The sequence below is a fragment of the Flavobacterium sp. Arc2 genome, from assembly GCF_041431385.1.
Lineage (GTDB): Bacteria > Bacteroidota > Bacteroidia > Flavobacteriales > Flavobacteriaceae > Flavobacterium.
The window spans coordinates 80,514-96,016 of the sequence record NZ_JASMRH010000010.1 but is presented as its reverse complement, the minus strand read 5'-3'; the positions used below and the strand labels follow the sequence as shown (position 1 = coordinate 96,016).

Annotated in this window: 12 protein-coding genes; 5 read left to right on the top strand and 7 right to left on the bottom strand. The window is 33.5% G+C overall.

The features are described 5' to 3' along the window. Window positions 1-23 precede the first annotated feature (23 nt). Window positions 24-1,373 carry a TlpA family protein disulfide reductase gene (locus QO182_RS08930; RefSeq protein ID WP_371540710.1) on the bottom strand — a complete coding sequence of 450 codons (1,350 nt, stop codon included), beginning with the start codon at window positions 1,371-1,373 and terminating at the stop codon, window positions 24-26. A gap of 202 nt (window positions 1,374-1,575) precedes the next feature. Between QO182_RS08930 and QO182_RS08925 the strand changes: the two genes are divergently transcribed. From QO182_RS08925 to QO182_RS08915, 3 genes are all read left to right on the top strand, one after another. Beyond that, window positions 1,576-2,061, top strand: a complete 486-nt coding sequence (locus QO182_RS08925; protein WP_371540708.1) for a hypothetical protein — start codon at window positions 1,576-1,578, stop codon at window positions 2,059-2,061. A 71-nt stretch (window positions 2,062-2,132) separates the two neighbouring features. Beyond that, window positions 2,133-2,927 carry a HipA family kinase gene (locus QO182_RS08920; RefSeq protein ID WP_371540705.1) on the top strand — a complete coding sequence of 265 codons (795 nt, stop codon included), beginning with the start codon at window positions 2,133-2,135 and terminating at the stop codon, window positions 2,925-2,927. Beyond that, entirely contained in the window at window positions 2,905-3,288 is a 384-nt protein-coding gene (locus tag QO182_RS08915) for a DUF3037 domain-containing protein (protein ID WP_371540704.1), read from the top strand. The genes QO182_RS08920 and QO182_RS08915 overlap by 23 nt, the downstream gene beginning before the upstream one ends. Window positions 3,289-3,335: 47 nt before the next feature. Here the strand turns inward: QO182_RS08915 and QO182_RS08910 are convergent, their stop codons facing one another. Beyond that, window positions 3,336-3,845 carry a GNAT family N-acetyltransferase gene (locus QO182_RS08910; RefSeq protein ID WP_371561085.1) on the bottom strand — a complete coding sequence of 170 codons (510 nt, stop codon included), beginning with the start codon at window positions 3,843-3,845 and terminating at the stop codon, window positions 3,336-3,338. 568 nt (window positions 3,846-4,413) lie between these two features. Here QO182_RS08910 and QO182_RS08905 point away from each other — a divergent pair. Both QO182_RS08905 and QO182_RS08900 read left to right on the top strand, forming a co-directional pair. Next, window positions 4,414-6,867 (top strand): ATP-binding protein, encoded by a 2,454-nt coding sequence (locus QO182_RS08905; protein ID WP_371561083.1) that lies wholly within the window; start codon window positions 4,414-4,416, stop codon window positions 6,865-6,867. A gap of 421 nt (window positions 6,868-7,288) precedes the next feature. Then, complete coding sequence (locus QO182_RS08900; protein ID WP_371540698.1) at window positions 7,289-7,828, top strand: YSC84-related protein; 540 nt, start codon at window positions 7,289-7,291, stop codon at window positions 7,826-7,828. Window positions 7,829-7,944: 116 nt separating this feature from the next. Here the strand turns inward: QO182_RS08900 and QO182_RS08895 are convergent, their stop codons facing one another. The 5 genes from QO182_RS08895 to thrA all read right to left on the bottom strand — a co-directional run bounded on the left by QO182_RS08895 (window position 7,945) and on the right by thrA (window position 15,016). Further along, window positions 7,945-8,583 carry a hypothetical protein gene (locus QO182_RS08895; RefSeq protein ID WP_371540696.1) on the bottom strand — a complete coding sequence of 213 codons (639 nt, stop codon included), beginning with the start codon at window positions 8,581-8,583 and terminating at the stop codon, window positions 7,945-7,947. Between the two features lie 425 nt (window positions 8,584-9,008). Further along, entirely contained in the window at window positions 9,009-9,905 is an 897-nt protein-coding gene (locus QO182_RS08890) for a mechanosensitive ion channel family protein (protein WP_371540694.1), read from the bottom strand. Between the two features lie 253 nt (window positions 9,906-10,158). Then, entirely contained in the window at window positions 10,159-11,448 is a 1,290-nt protein-coding gene (gene thrC / locus QO182_RS08885) for a threonine synthase (protein WP_371540692.1), read from the bottom strand. Between the two features lie 118 nt (window positions 11,449-11,566). After that, window positions 11,567-12,487: a homoserine kinase gene (locus QO182_RS08880; protein WP_371561081.1), complete on the bottom strand. Its 921-nt coding sequence runs from the start codon at window positions 12,485-12,487 to the stop codon at window positions 11,567-11,569. A gap of 81 nt (window positions 12,488-12,568) precedes the next feature. Then, on the bottom strand, window positions 12,569-15,016 hold the full coding sequence (gene thrA, locus QO182_RS08875) for a bifunctional aspartate kinase/homoserine dehydrogenase I (protein WP_371561079.1): 2,448 nt from the start codon (window positions 15,014-15,016) through the stop codon (window positions 12,569-12,571). Window positions 15,017-15,503: the final 487 nt, after the last annotated feature.

Genomic DNA, 15,503 nt, shown 5'->3' with positions numbered 1-15,503 from the left:
CTAAAAAAGGGCTTTATTAAATCTTATATTTTCAATTCGTTAAACAAATCAATTAAACTAGTATCTGAAGGTCTGGGAGCGTTGGAATTTACAATGTTTCCATTTGGATCGATAAGAATGAATCTAGGGATTCCTTGAATTTCGTATTCTTTTATAAATTTAGAATCCCATTCCTTATCTGCCAATAATTGAATTCCTCCTAATTGTTTTGTATTTACAAGATTACTCCATTTTACTCGGTCTTTAACATTATCAATTGAGATGCTAACAAACTCAATATTTTTGCCATGATACTGTTCTTCCACTTTTTGTAGGGCTGGTACTTCCTGAAGGCATGGGCCACACCAGGTCGCCCAAACATCAATATAAACATATTTTCCCTTCAGACTTTCTAAAGATGTTTTTCCACCTTTTTGGTTTTCATAATCGAATTTTGGAGACGGATTGCCAATTTCTAATGCTTTTATATTATTATAAAGAATAGTAAGATTTTCTTTTAATTTTGGATTATTTGTAGTTGAAAGATATTCTTGGTATATTTTTTCATAATTGGCATTATCAATGTTCACGTCATAAATCAAATTTTGAATGATGAAATTCTTAAGATTTTGACTTTTTACCGCTTTAATAGCCGTGATTTTAGCTGTAGTGAAGTCAATATTTGTTCCATCATCTTTTAGATTATTCAAGAATTTCAATGTAGCCATTTTTTGGTATTCATTTGAAAACAAAAAATCAGCATCATTGTCTAGATCCATGTTGCCGTCAAATTCTGGAAATTTATCAGAAACTTCAAATCCATTCAAATGGGCATGATAAGCATGCGAATATTTGTAATATAAAAAGTGTTTCTGCCCTAAATAATGAATGTTTGCAACCTCTTTTTCTTTAAAGTAGGCATTAGAAAATTTAGTTTTATTGTACAATGCTGAAATAGCAGTTTTAATTTCATTGACTTTTTTCAAGAACGCTGGCTCATCTAGTTTATACAATTCTTCATCTGAAACTTGAGAAGTTATAAGAGATTTTTGGGTAATATATTGATTCTCTATACTTCCATTTCCGCTATATTTTAAAGAGGAAAGAAACGTTTTGTCATCAGTACTAAGACTTAGTTTTGTTCCTTTTGATAAATAAAGGGGTATAGTGTTGTTACCAGTTTCAAGACTGTAAATTCCATCATATGGAATCATTATATTTTCTGAAAAAGTCCCGTCAGCTTTTAATTTGATTTCTTTCTCAAAAGATTGTCCTTTAATGGTAATTTGCCCATTCTTCGTATTTGTGATTTTCCCTGAAATTGTTATTGGCTCATTTGAAGTTGTAAACGAAGCAAAAACTAAAATCAGCAAGAGATAGATACTTTTTTTCATGGGTTGTTTTTTTAGGATCAATCAAATGTAAGGTAAATTCTTATAAAAAATGAATTAATTTGATGATTAAGAATAACGAGTATTGTTATAATTTCATTAATTTAACGCCCGAAACACTTTGCCCGCAGCAGGTTAACAGTCTTTTATCCTTTGGATATTATAAAGTATTTGGAAAAGCATTTTTAAGTTTAGAAAATATATAATGAAAAGTAGAATTAGCATGAAAAAATATAAACTACTAGTTGTTCTATTTATTTTAATTTCCTGTTCTCCAAAAGACAGAATTATGGAGGGAGATTTAGCTTTTAAATCCGTTGAAGTATTTAATTATTATAACCTGAATCAAAAGAATATTACTAAATGGGAAAATATTTTGGATAGTATACGTCAAATAAAGGCTCCTAATAGTAATGATTTACATCTTTTAGAATATTTTGATAATTTAAAAAAATATAAAGTCATTACGTCTCCTTGGGTTAGGGTAAAGTTTAATGATTCTGTCAGAATAGTATATTTTGATGAGGTAGATTATAAATTGCTAAAGCCTTATGTTTCTCATGATTTAGTGAATAATAATAGGAAAGTGACATTAAAAATGAATATAAAAGTAAGAGATGAGTCTATTTATTATTGCAAGCAACTTCTATCGATAAAGAAAAGCAAAGGGAAAACCTATACTAGTAAGTAGTAGGATTTTTAATGCTTCCAGTAAAATCCACTCAACTTATTTGTAAGTTTGCACTTTAGTAAATTCCGAATATGAAAACCAACTTCAATCTTCGAACCGTAAATGTTACGCGGTACATCACTCCTTTGCGCGAAGGGGGTTCTTTGCCTGCTTTGGCGGAAGCCGATGACGATTTTAAATATGTCCTTAAATTTAGAGGTGCCGGTCACGGCGTCAAAGCCTTAATCGCTGAATTGATTGGTGGTGAAATTGCTCGCGCTTTGGGAATGAAAATGCCTGAATTAGTTTTTGCTAATCTGGATGAAGCTTTTGGTAGAACAGAGGCCGATGAGGAAATTCAGGATTTATTGCAAGGAAGTCAAGGAATGAATCTGGCACTACATTTCCTTTCTGGCGCAATCAATTTTGATCCTGTGGTAACAGTTGTTAATCCAGTATTGGCTTCACAAATTGTTTGGCTAGATGCTTATATAACAAATGTTGACCGTACCTTCAGAAATACCAATATGTTGATTTGGCATAAAGAATTATGGCTAATTGATCATGGGGCAAGTTTGTATTTTCATCACTCTTGGACCAATTGGGAAAAACATGCGCAGAGTCCGTTTGCACTAATCAAAGATCACGTATTGTTGCCACAAGCATCAGTCTTAGCTGAAACGGATGCAGCTTTTAAACAATTATTGACTCCAGAAGTGTTAGAAGGAATAGTAAACCTAATTCCAGAGGATTGGTTGCAGTGGGAAGAGGTAGAAGATACGGCAGCTGAATTGCGGAATGTATATTTACAGTTCCTATTGACCAGATTAAATCATTCAGAAATTTTTATTAAAGAAGCCCAAAATGCAAGAGAAGCACTTATATGAGTATGCCGTAATTCGGGTTGTGCCTAGGGTAGAACGCGAAGAATTCCTCAATGTAGGGATTGTCCTTTTTTGCAAAAAAGCTAAATTTATTAAGGTACTTCATTCTCTTAATGTCGAAAAAGTACTTTCACTGTCAGTAGAAGCTGACGTAGAACAAATTCAACTTAATTTATCCGCATTCGAAAAAGTTGGGCACGGAACCAAAGATGGAGGGCCAATTGCTTTGATGGATATTCCATCTCGTTTTCGTTGGTTAACGGCTTTACGTAGTTCTGTAATTCAAACTTCAAGACCGCATCCAGGATTGTGTGATGATTTAGAAAAAACAAGCCAACGCTTATTTACAGAGTTTGTTCTGTAAAGCATAAATTTCAAAGGGCGATACGCATTATTTTATCGCCCGAAAAATCATATAATTTTTTTCTCCAGCACCATAAATTCTAAAGGTTGCTCTACTATTGAAATATGAATATCGCTTTCTGGGAAAGCTTCTCTAGCACCAGTATCTGCATAACCGTGGCGTTTGTACCAGTCAATCAACTCCGTTCTAATAGCGATAACAGTCATGATAATTGTAGGTAAACCTAATGCCTGAGCATGAACTTCGGCCTGTTGTAATAATTTTTTTCCAATACCGCTATTTTGCAACTCAGGTGATACCGTCAACATGCCTAAATAGAGTTGTTGTTCTTTTTCGACCAGCAAAACACAACCTATAATCCGGTTGTTCTCTGTGAATTTTAGCAACGTATTTTTACTGGTACTGATAATTTCCTTCAGTTCGGCATCGTTGGTTCGACTGCCTTCTAGTATGTTGGCTTCGGTGGTCCATCCTTTTTTAGAAAATTCCCCACGGTACCCCGAGTTGATTAATTTATTTAATTCTGAAACGTCTTCTAGTGTTGCTATTGTAATCATGTGGGAAATACTGAATTGTGATTTTGTAGTTACAAATATAAATAAAAAGAGAATCAAAATGGATTTAGCGGGATTTCTTATTAGGTGATAATTAGGATTTGGGCGTAACCCAAAAGCAGAAATGTTTGGGACTGATGAACGTGGCTGCAGCTTTTGGGTCGGGCTTTTGGCTTAATCTTTATTTTTTGAAGGAAAAAAATAAAGGATAACGCCGCAATCCCTTACGCGAGTCACGCAATACGATTGGGCTAGTACAATACAAAGAAGAATTTCAAGTGACTATTTACTTTCTACAATCAACTAAATCGCTTTTTTTGGAAATACTTTGGCGCCTTTAGCACATTATTACTAGAAAAAGAACGAGTTACTTCCTTTAGGAATATTAGTTTTCTTGTCTCTTATTTTAATGTTCAAAGAGCTGAGGTAATTGCGAAAACAAGCTCCTTTTAATACAAAGAGGATTGAAATTAAGATATTCACAACTAGACGGTATTGTTTTTTGCGTTTTGATTCTTATTTATCCATCTAGAATTCATATTTTCGTGATAACCAATTCATTGAAAAAATAATGATAAAAATTTTTACAAATAGATATTGCGGATTGTTATTAATTTTAATTTGCTTTGGAGTTTCGGAATCGATTTTTGCACAGAAAAACAGCGATAAAGTTATAAGAGTAGGGGTGTATGATAATCCTCCGAAAATATTTTATAATGAAAATGATAAACCTGAAGGTGTTTTTATTGATCTTATTAAAGAAATTGGAAAGGCAGAAAATTTGAAACTGGATTATGTCTTTGATACCTGGGACAATCTTTATAAAAAGTTACAAAAAGGGGAGATTGATGTGCTACCTGATGTTGTATACTCAGCGCAACGAGATTCTATTTTTAGCCTGAACAAACTACCTGTGCTAACTTCTTGGTTAGAAGCGTTTTCGAGAAAAGAACTCAAATTAAATTCAGTACTAGAACTGAATAATTTGAAAGTAGGTGTATTAAAGGGCTCCATTCAAGAAACTCAAATGCGAGATGTGGTGCCTAAAGACTTTAATATAGCATTTAATCTTTATACATACGATAATTATACTAGTTCTGCAAAGGCACTTAAGAATAGTGAAATTGATATATTAGTCGCCGACCGATTTTTTACTTTTTCAAACCTATTTGACGAGAATATAGTACCTACAGGAATAATAATCAGGCCCTCGGCACTGCATTTTGCATTTACAAAAAATAAAAATAAGGCATTGGTTGAATTGTTTGATAAAAACATCTCAATTCAAAAAAATGATGCTAATTCAGCCTATTATAAGTCACTGTTTTATTGGTTAGAAAGAGATTCTGCTAAGTGGATTCCAAGTTATATAAAATGGTTATTGCTCATTATTTTTATCGTTTTAATTATTTCAGTTTCTTTCGCACTATTACTACGAAAAAAAGTAAAAATTAAAACATACGAACTCAACAAAGAAAAAGAAAAGGCAGAAGAAAGCCAAAATCAGTTAAAATTAATTGCAGATAATTTAGTAAACGGAATGATTTATCAAATAGTTACACTTGATGAAAACAGAAGAAAATTTAATTATGTGAGCGATGGGGTTGTTAAACTTTATGGATGTACAGCAGCAGAAGTAATTGAGGACCCTAGCTTAATTTACAGAAGGATTCATCCGGATGACATAGAAATAATGAAAGTAGCAGAAATAAAGGCTATAAATACGATGTCTAATTATATTACAGAAGTGCGAGTAATAAATCCAGACGGAAGTATTAGATGGGCTTATTCTGTTGCAAAACCTAGACTCATTGGTGGTTTGGTATGCTGGGATGGTATAGAATATGATATTAGCGAAAGGAAACAATTAGAGATAGACCTTAATATGGAAAAAGAAAAGGCAGAAGAGTCAGACCGATTAAAATCTTCTTTTCTTGCTAATATGAGTCACGAAATCCGTACCCCTATGAACGGAATATTAGGTTTTGCGGATTTATTGAAAGAACCCAATCTAAAAGGGAAAAAGCAACGAAAGTACATTAAGATTATTGAAAAAAGTGGTTTAAGAATGCTCAATATTATTAATGATATTATTAATATTTCGAAGATTGAGTCGGGCCAAATGGAAGTTCATCTGCAGATGACTAATATTAATGAACAACTAGAATATATCTACACTTTCTTTACTCCAGAGGCAGAAAAAAAAGGGATTAAATTATCTTATAAAAATGCTTTGCCTTTTAACGAAGCAGTCTTAACAACAGATCGCGAGAAAGTATTTGCGATACTTACAAACTTGGTTAAAAACGCGATCAATCACACCGAAAAAGGAGGAATAGAATTTGGCTATACGGTAAAAGATAGCTTTCTTGAATTTTATGTAAAAGATACAGGAATTGGAATACCAAATGACAGACAAAAAGCTGTTTTCGAACGATTTATTCAAGCCGATATTGCTAATAAGATGGCGCTGCAAGGAGCGGGTTTAGGGTTGTCAATTTCTAAGGCTTATGTGGAAATGTTAGGTGGCTCAATCTGGCTTGAATCTAAGGAAGGAAAAGGAACCGTGTTTTATTTTACACTTCCATTTATGGTTGATGCAACTATAGAAAAAATAAGTACTGTGGATGTTGTATTTCCTGCTGAGGTTAGCTGTAGTAAAAAGTTGAAAATTGTTATTGCCGAAGATGATGCAGTATCAGAGATGCTAGTTTCTAAAGTGGTTAAAGGTTTTGGAAGGGAAATTGTCAATACAAGAAATGGATTAGAAGCAGTAGAAGCTTGTCGTAATAATCCTGATACTGATTTAGTACTAATGGATATTCAGATGCCAAAAATGGGAGGTTATGAGGCAATTACCGAAATACGAAAGTTCAATACAGAAGTAGTGATAATTGCACAAACAGCTTATGCTTTTGCAAGTGACATGGAAAAAGCAATTGAGTCAGGGTGCAATGATTATATTACAAAACCGATTAAAGCTGAAGAATTAAAATATTTAATTTCTAAATACTTCCCAGATTAAGTGTAAGTAGTCTAAAATAAGGGCTACTCTTTGTCTGTTCCTCAAATAGATTTGCGATATAGTTTCAGTCCTATGTTTGATAGGATCAAAACTATTAATCTAGCAAAAAAGGTAGGGTAAACAAATAGAAAAATCTACTTCGATAAAAAAGGATGCGAGTTACTTCTTAGATATTTAACCTTTTATTAAATATTCACTTTAGATTCGGCATACATATTAATTTTAGTACTTCGCTTTTCTTTATTAATAACATCGGATCTTACCATCAGAATGCTTTAGTGTTTAAAGACTGGATGCATCGGTTATTGACACTTTATTTGTAGATTTTTAGTTAAAGCTTATAACATTATAATAAGTTTGACTCTAAGCTAATAAAAAGTAATATCTTTATGTAGTACAACAATTTAAAAAACAGAAGATTATGAAAAAATTAAATATTATTGGGATAGTAATGTTAGCTTTTTTGCTAAACACGACAGCAATGTTTGCTCAATCAAAGGCTAAGAAAAGGCAAATCATAGAAGACAGTAAGTTAGCAAAAGAGGAGTTTATTAAGAGTGATGCACTTATGGAGAGTCTTTTTGATAATGCTGCAGGATATGTTATTTTTCCTAATGTAGGAAAAGGGGGGTTAGGAATAGGTGCCGCAGCTGGTAATGGAGTTGTCTATGAAGGAGGTACTATTATAGGGATGGCAAAATTATCTCAATTAAGTATAGGATTTCAGGCAGGTGGTCAAGCTTATCGTGAAGTGATATTTTTTGAATCTCAGGAAGAATTAAATCGTTTTAAAGAAAGCCGATTTGAATTTTCTGCTCAAGCATCAGCAGTTGCTGTAACAGAAGGAGCTTCAACAAATGTAAAATATGCTGAGGGTGTTATGGTTTTTACGATGCAAAAAGGTGGGCTGATGTATGAAGCTTCAATTGGTGGACAGAAATTCAAATTTAACAAAATGTAGATTGCCTATCAATTCTAGAATTAACAAATAAAAAAAAGCGACTAACTTATCATAAGTTGGTCGCTTTTTTTGTGCGTTGTCTTTGTTGTAGAGAATGCGAAGTAATTTGCTATAAACTAGTTTTTACTTAATAAAACATCAGCATGTACAGCCACTTCGCTCCATGTTTTACTTACACCATCTTTTCCAGTATGCAATGCCTCACATGCTTTATTGATGGAAGCTACAGCTGCTAAACCATCCCAGTTTTCTAAATTCATTACCCCGTCAAAAGAAAGGCTAGTATCACTATTCGTTGTGTATTGTAAAGGAATATTTGCTGTTTTTCCGTTTAATAGTACATCTATAGAACAGGTGTTATCAGCAGCAACTTTAAACTCACCAGAAATAAGTTCTGTATTTTTCATTACTCCAAAAAAGAATTTTAAAATCTTAGGATCTCTAGTTCCCGTAGCGTCATTTGTAAACAAACTACTTACTGGAATAGTAAATTTAGTACCATTCAAAGCTTCTAAAGCCGTTTTTCCTTGTCCGGTATTTGTTAATGTTATTTCTTTAAATGTACCGCCAACAGCTACTTTTTCAGTTGTCTTATAAGCATCAAAACTTACTTTTGTAGAATCATTTACTACACTGTAAGTCCCTTCTGTAGTCTGAGTTTCTGTAGTGCTTTCTTCGGTAGTTTTTTTAGAATCTTTACAGCCAACGGCAGTAATAAGAATCATTGCCAAAGCAATTAGTTTTAAGTTTTTCATTGTACTATTCTTTTTTAAATGTTTAATGTAAAATTAGTCATAATAAGATAGACGAGAGACTTTATATAGAAAAGAGTACAAGGTAATTAATGTTAAATCTTACAAAACAGAATGTTAACACGTGTTAAAACGCCATAGTTATCGTAAACTAAAAACAGTTTTTATTTGGAGTTTAATCCAACAATAAATAAAAAGTAAGTAGATGATGTTTTATTTGTGCAAATTGCGGCCTGTCTACCTCCGCAGTTTTTCCGCAGAATGTCAGACTTAATTAAACAGCAAAATCATTTCACTCATTAATTATTTGATCTAATGATTTTTGGGCACTGATAATTTCTTTCTGATAGACCTTTCGCTTTTTTTGTCGTTTTATTTATTTAACAAGATTTTGACTGGGGTAAAAAGTCTTAAATTACTAAAATTTGTTATTGTTCCTTTTTAATATTAATAGGCATTTCGTTTAACGTTGTTCCGCCCTTTATACCAAAATCTAAAGTTCTGATAGGGAATGGAATCATGATGTCATTTGCGTCATACGCTTTCTTAATTCTAAGAATAGCTTCACTTCCTACTTTGTTGTAGACAGATTGTTCAGGAGTATTGATCCACATTCGTACCGATAAATTGACAGAACTATCACCAAATTCAACAAAGAAAACGTCGACCTTATGGTCTTGAGAAAGTTCTTCAATTCCACTTACAGCATCAAATGTAATTTGGCGTACTTTTTCTAAATCATCACCATAAGAGACTCCTACTATTAGATCAAAGCGCCTTTTTTGTAAGATGGTGTAGTTTTCAATAGGATTTTGAAAGACTTCTTTGTTAGGAATGATAACGGTTTTACCTTGAAAAGTTTCTACAACTGTATCACGAAGATTTATTTCTTTAACTTTACCCATGTAGTCTTTAATTTGTACAATATCACCAACTTTAAGTGGCTTTCTAAATGATATAAATATCCCCGACATGAAATTTGCAGCTATATCTTGAAAAGCAAATGCTAATGCCAATCCTAAAATTCCTGCACCAGCTAATATGGAAGTAACTGCTTTGTCCAGATTTAGGATAGTTAGCACGGTAAAAAGAACGATGCCAATGAATGAAGAATAAACTACTGAACTAAATAAGTTGTTAAGAGTGTGGTTATTAGAAATTTTTGAGAGTAGTTTTATAGTTACTCTACGAATGAACTTAGCGAAGTAAAACCCAAGTACTAGGACTACGGCTGCTAATACAATGTTAGGTAATAATTTGATCAGAGCTTCTCCCCAGTCGGTTAATTTGTCGGTAATTAGGTTAGTTATTTTATCTAAATCCATAAATATTTTTGATTTTAATGCTACAGTTAATAAGAGCTTCTAAAAATACTAATATAGTAAATGATTATTTTGTTCACAATTTAATAAATGTTGATTTTAATTATCTATCTGATAGTCAGTGATTTTTGTATGATTTAACTATTGATAAATTTTAAAATTCTATAAATAAGTAAATATAAAATAGGAAAGGGAAAACCATAAAAAAACGACTAAAAATCACTTCTCAGTCGTTTGTATATTTGGTTTTGAAAGTTTATCCCAAGAACGCTTTCAATTCTTCGTACGTTTTAATTTTAGTACTTACTTTTTCTTTATCCATCACACTTTCAATTTGGGTAGGAATAGGTAACTTTACGTTTAAAGCTGGTTCTACAACATCTAAAAACTTAATAGGGTGTGCTGTTTCAAGAAAAACGCCAATGGCATTTGGATAGTTATGTAATTCTTTTTTTAATCCTAAATAACCGATCGCACCATGCGGTTCAGCGATATAACCGTTTGCATGATAAATGTTTTTCATTGCTTCAGTTGTTTCTTCATCGGTAAAAGTATAAGAAGAAAAGTCCTTCTTGAAATGGGTTAAATCATTGTGGTACATTTCCTGAATCCGAATGAAATTACTTGGATTCCCCACATCCATAGCATTCGAAATCGTAGCTTTCGATGGTTGTGGATCGTAAAATCCGCTAGCTAAAAATCTTGGTACGGTGTCATTTACATTTGTGGAAGCCACAAAATGAAGAAGGGGTAAACCTAATTTTTTAGCCATAATTCCAGCGCAGATATTTCCGAAATTGCCGCTTGGGCAAGAGAATACCAATTCCTTGTTTTGCTTTTTCAATTCTTTGTAAGCAAAGAAAAAGTAAAACATTTGTGGTAACCAACGTGCAATATTAATTGAATTTGCCGAAGTCAGGTTTTTGTGTTTCAGACTTTCGTCTAAGAATGCTTTTTTTACCATGTCCTGGCAATCATCAAAAACACCATCTACTTCGAGCGCTTTTATATTTTGACCTAATGTTGTAAGCTGTTTTTCCTGAATGTCACTCACTTTTCCTGAAGGGTAGAGAATGATTACTTCTACACCGGCAACGCCTAGAAAGCCGCTAGCAACTGCACCGCCGGTATCTCCGGAAGTCGCTACAAGAACGGTGTTTTTACTGTCTTTTTTGTCTTTATTGAAATACGCCAAACAACGCGACATGAAACGCGCTCCTACGTCCTTAAATGCCATTGTAGGGCCATGAAATAATTCAAGTGAATAGATTCCTTTTTCTACTTCGACAACGGGGAAATCAAAAGACAGGGTGTCGGCAATAATTTCTTTAAGTATGTTAGCAGGAATTTCATCTCCTACAAATTGCTGGATGGCTTCAAAAGCGATTTCTTCGTTGCTTAAATTTTCGATTGTATCAAAGAAATCTTTAGGTAATGGCGTTATCGTTTCCGGAAAATACAACCCTTTGTCAGAGGCTAATCCTTGTATTACCGCTTCCTGAAAGGAAACGTTTGGGGCGTTATGGTTTAAACTGTAGTATTTCATTGGTAAAAATGATTTCTGATTGAAGATTAACGATTTTAGATTGTTGATTTTTCTCGTAACAGGAGTTACTTCTAAAATCAAAAATCGTTAATCAAAAATCTTAAATTTTTATTTAATATTATAATATTCGTACTCCATCAGGATTCACTTTTGAAACGTGAATTTCATACGGTAATTTCATTTCGTCATAAACTGCGCTCATTGCTTTGGCGATTTTATCGGCAGCGTCTCTTCCTTTGCTTAAAGCAAAAATAGAAGGGCCAGAGCCTGATATTCCTGAACCTAAAGCACCATTTTCTAAAGCGGTTTGTTTGATTAAATCAAAACCGGGTATGAGCACAGAGCGCAATGGTTCTACGATTTCGTCATGTAGTGACCGACCTATCAAATCATAATCCTTTGTGTATAATCCTGCGATTAGTCCGCCCACATTTCCCCATTGCATAATCGCACTTTTTAAGGAAACGGTTTGCTTTAATACGGATCGTGCATCAGATGTTTTTAGTTCAATCTGAGGGTGAACCACAGTTGCATACAATTCTGAAGGACTTTCGATTTTTATAATATCTAAAGGGCTGTAGCTTCTCACCAACGTAAATCCACCCAATAGGGCAGGAGCCACGTTATCAGCATGAGCGTTTCCGCATGCTAACTTTTCTCCTTGCATAGCAAACTGCACCAAATCTTTTATAGCAAAAGGATTTCCTAGTAAAACATTGATTCCATAAACGGCACCGGCGGCACTGGCGGCACTGCTCCCAATTCCGCTTCCAGCTTTTATATTTTTGTAAATTTCGATATCAAAACCAAAATCGGTTTCAACTGCATCAAGTAAAGCCAGTCCAGCAACACCTGCTACGTTTTTTTCTGTTTCCAAAGGTAAATCGGCACCCATAATTTTAGTGATACGAATCCCTTTTTGATCTGATTTTCTGATAATCATTTCGTCACCTACATTGTCAAGGCACAATCCTAGCACATCAAATCCACAAGATAGATTAGCAATTGTAGCTGGGCAAAATATTTTTATTTCATTCATATATTTTTTGTTTGAGGTTTAAAGTTTCAGGTTTAAGAGTAACTTGAAACTTTAAACTAAAAAAACTTTAAACTAATTTTTTTACACATTTCCAATTCGAATCACATCCGCAAAAATTCCAGAAGCAGTAACTGCAGCTCCCGCACCGGCCCCTTTTATTAATAAAGGTTGGTCAACATAACGATCTGTATAAAACAATACAATATTGTCTTTTCCTTCTAAGTTGTAAAAAGGATGATCTTTTGGGATGAACTGCAAACCTACGCTCGCTTTTCCATTTTCAAACTGAGCAACAAATTTTAAGCGACTTTCTTTTTCATTGGCCGTAGCCAAAATCCCTTCAAAATGAGCAGCATGTTCTATAAGAGATTTAAAGAAATCTTCATTATTTGTCGTTTCGATACAGGCAGCAGGAAGGAATGATTGATTTTCAATTTCTTCAATTTCCATTTCGTAACCACTCTCGCGAATCAAAATCAGGATTTTTCTTGCAACATCAATTCCGCTCAAATCAATCTTCGGATCAGGCTCAGTAAATCCTTGAACACCAGCTTCTTTTACTACTTGGTCAAAAGGGTTGTTTTTATCAAAATTATTAAAGATAAAATTCAAACTACCAGATAAAACAGCCTGGATTTTGTTGACTTTATCTCCTGATGCTACTAGATTTTTAACGGTGTCGATAATAGGTAAACCCGCTCCAACATTTGTTTCAAACAAGAAAGGCGCATTGTATCTTCGGGATAGGCTTTTAAGATTTTTATAGTTTTCAAAAGCAGAAGAACAAGCAATTTTGTTACATGTTACAACGGCTACACTTTGTCTTAAGAAGTGCTCGTATGTTTTAGAAACGCCTTCATTTGCCGTGATATCCACAAAAATACTATTACGTAAATTCAGATTTTTTACTTTTTTAATAAACAATTCTGGATTAGCAGCATCTCCATTGTCTATCGCCACTTGCCATGCTTTTAAATCAATTCCATCTTCGTCAAAAATCATTTTACGAGAATTAGACAAAGCGATAACGCGAAGATTTATTTTTAGATTTTCTTTTAAGAATTTCTTTTGTTGGTTGATTTGATCGATGAATTTCTCACCTACATTTCCAACACCCATAACAAACAAGTTTAGTTGTTTAGTATTGTCTTCAAAGAAACGTTCGTGAAGTGTGTTTAATGCTTTTTTAACATCTCGTTGATTGATTACCGCAGATATATTTCTTTCAGAAGCACCTTGGGCAATCGCACGAATGTTGACATTGTTTTTTCCTAAAGTACTGAACATCTTACCGCTCAATCCTTGGTGATTTTTCATGTTTTCACCAACTAAAGCAATAATACATAGATTTTTTTCTACGATGCAAGGATCTACTTTGTGCTGTAAAATTTCGATTTCAAAGGCTTTGTTGATTACGGCTTCGGCAGCTTCGGCATCTTCATTTAGAATTCCAATACAGATCGAGTGCTCAGAAGAGGCTTGAGTAATAAAAATAACATTGATTTCTTCTAGCGACAATACTTCAAAAAGTCTTTTAGAGGAACCAGATACACCTATCATTCCGGGGCCTTCAAGCGTAATCAATGTGATATTTTCGATATGGCTGATTCCTTTTACAGGCTGACCATTAGAAATGGATTGGTTTGAAATGTAAGTTCCTTCCGCTTTTGGTTCGAAAGTATTCTTGATATGGATAGGAATATTTTTTCTTAGAACTGGCTGAATTGTTGGTGGAAACAATACTTTGGCACCAAAATGAGACAATTCCATTGCTTCCTGATATGATATAGAGGCAATAGGTTGCGCTTGTTTTACAATTTTCGGGTTAGCAGTAAACATTCCGTTGACGTCAGTCCAGATTTCTAAATCTGTTACGTCTAAAGCTCCAGCCATTATTGCAGCTGTATAATCGGATCCACCACGCCCTAAAGTCGTATTGATTCCATCAATAGAGGACGAAATAAAACCGGGCATTACAACTACCTGACTTTCATTCGAAGTAAAAAAATCAGCAATTAATTTATCTGTTACATTGAAATTTACGGCTGCTTTTCCAAAATTATTGTTGGTTTTAATAAGCTCACGACTGTCTTTATAGCTACTGCTTTTAAAATTTTGTTTAAGTGCTTCTGCAATGATATAAGAAGAAAGCAATTCGCCAAAACTTAAAACAGTGTCCGCAGTTCTATTAGATAATTCTCCTAGAAGGTAGCAACCATCTAATAAAGTTTCAAGATGATTGATGATGCGTTTGATGTGACTTAGTAAGCTACTTTGTTCGCTTACCGGAATCAATTCTTTTACCGCATCCAAATGTTTTTTCTCAATGTCAGCAACAATTTCCTTGTAACTTTCATCATTTGAAGCAGCTCTTAATGAAGCCAACTGAAGTAAGTCAGTAACTTTACTAAGTGCAGATACTACTACGATTAATTGATCTTGTTTTGCTTGGTTTTGAACTATCTCAAGGACTAGTTTTATATTTTGTGCATTGGCTACCGAAGTTCCGCCAAATTTTAATACTTTCATTGTGTTTGTTTTATTTTAGAAAAAAGGCAATGCTATTTACCCACCTAAAATCTTTCCTTCTAAAAAAAGAAAAATATAAAATAGGATTATATGTAAAATGAACACCCCTAAGGGGTAGTAGTTGTTGTAGCTGTAAATGTAAAAGTAACAGAAGTTACAACCCAAGTTTGAGCTGATATCGAAGAATGATATGTTGTTCTGTTATTTGTCATAATTATTTTCCAAAAATACAGCTTTTTATAAAAAGCAACCCCCTTTGTGCTGTTTTTTGCGAATATTTTAATTAAAAGGAGAGAATCTGACTTCTATTGAATATTTCTTATTTTATGAGCGGGTTATGGCGGCTATTGTTATTTAAATTGGATGTGAAAAGACATAATCAGGTAGAGTTGAGGTGATTTTTCTAGTTTTAACTGCTAATTTGTTCTCATTTTTAGGGGGTAAGAAACAAGTTAAATTATTTAGTGCTGTAATAGTCGTTTTAAAA

Bases quoted from the DNA above. Each gene is read 5' to 3' on its own strand.
- QO182_RS08930 (WP_371540710.1), bottom strand. From the start codon at position 1,373: ATGAAAAAAAGTATCTATCTCTTGCTGATTTTAGTTTTTGCTTCGTTT.
- QO182_RS08915 (WP_371540704.1), top strand. From the start codon at position 2,905: ATGCAAGAGAAGCACTTATATGAGTATGCCGTAATTCGGGTTGTGCCT.
- QO182_RS08900 (WP_371540698.1), top strand. From the start codon at position 7,289: ATGAAAAAATTAAATATTATTGGGATAGTAATGTTAGCTTTTTTGCTA.
- thrC (WP_371540692.1), bottom strand. From the start codon at position 11,448: ATGAAATACTACAGTTTAAACCATAACGCCCCAAACGTTTCCTTTCAG.
- QO182_RS08905 (WP_371561083.1), top strand. From the start codon at position 4,414: ATGATAAAAATTTTTACAAATAGATATTGCGGATTGTTATTAATTTTA.
- QO182_RS08895 (WP_371540696.1), bottom strand. From the start codon at position 8,583: ATGAAAAACTTAAAACTAATTGCTTTGGCAATGATTCTTATTACTGCC.
- QO182_RS08910 (WP_371561085.1), bottom strand. From the start codon at position 3,845: ATGATTACAATAGCAACACTAGAAGACGTTTCAGAATTAAATAAATTA.
- QO182_RS08920 (WP_371540705.1), top strand. From the start codon at position 2,133: ATGAAAACCAACTTCAATCTTCGAACCGTAAATGTTACGCGGTACATC.
- QO182_RS08880 (WP_371561081.1), bottom strand. From the start codon at position 12,487: ATGAATGAAATAAAAATATTTTGCCCAGCTACAATTGCTAATCTATCT.
- QO182_RS08890 (WP_371540694.1), bottom strand. From the start codon at position 9,905: ATGGATTTAGATAAAATAACTAACCTAATTACCGACAAATTAACCGAC.
- QO182_RS08925 (WP_371540708.1), top strand. From the start codon at position 1,576: ATGAAAAGTAGAATTAGCATGAAAAAATATAAACTACTAGTTGTTCTA.
- thrA (WP_371561079.1), bottom strand. From the start codon at position 15,016: ATGAAAGTATTAAAATTTGGCGGAACTTCGGTAGCCAATGCACAAAAT.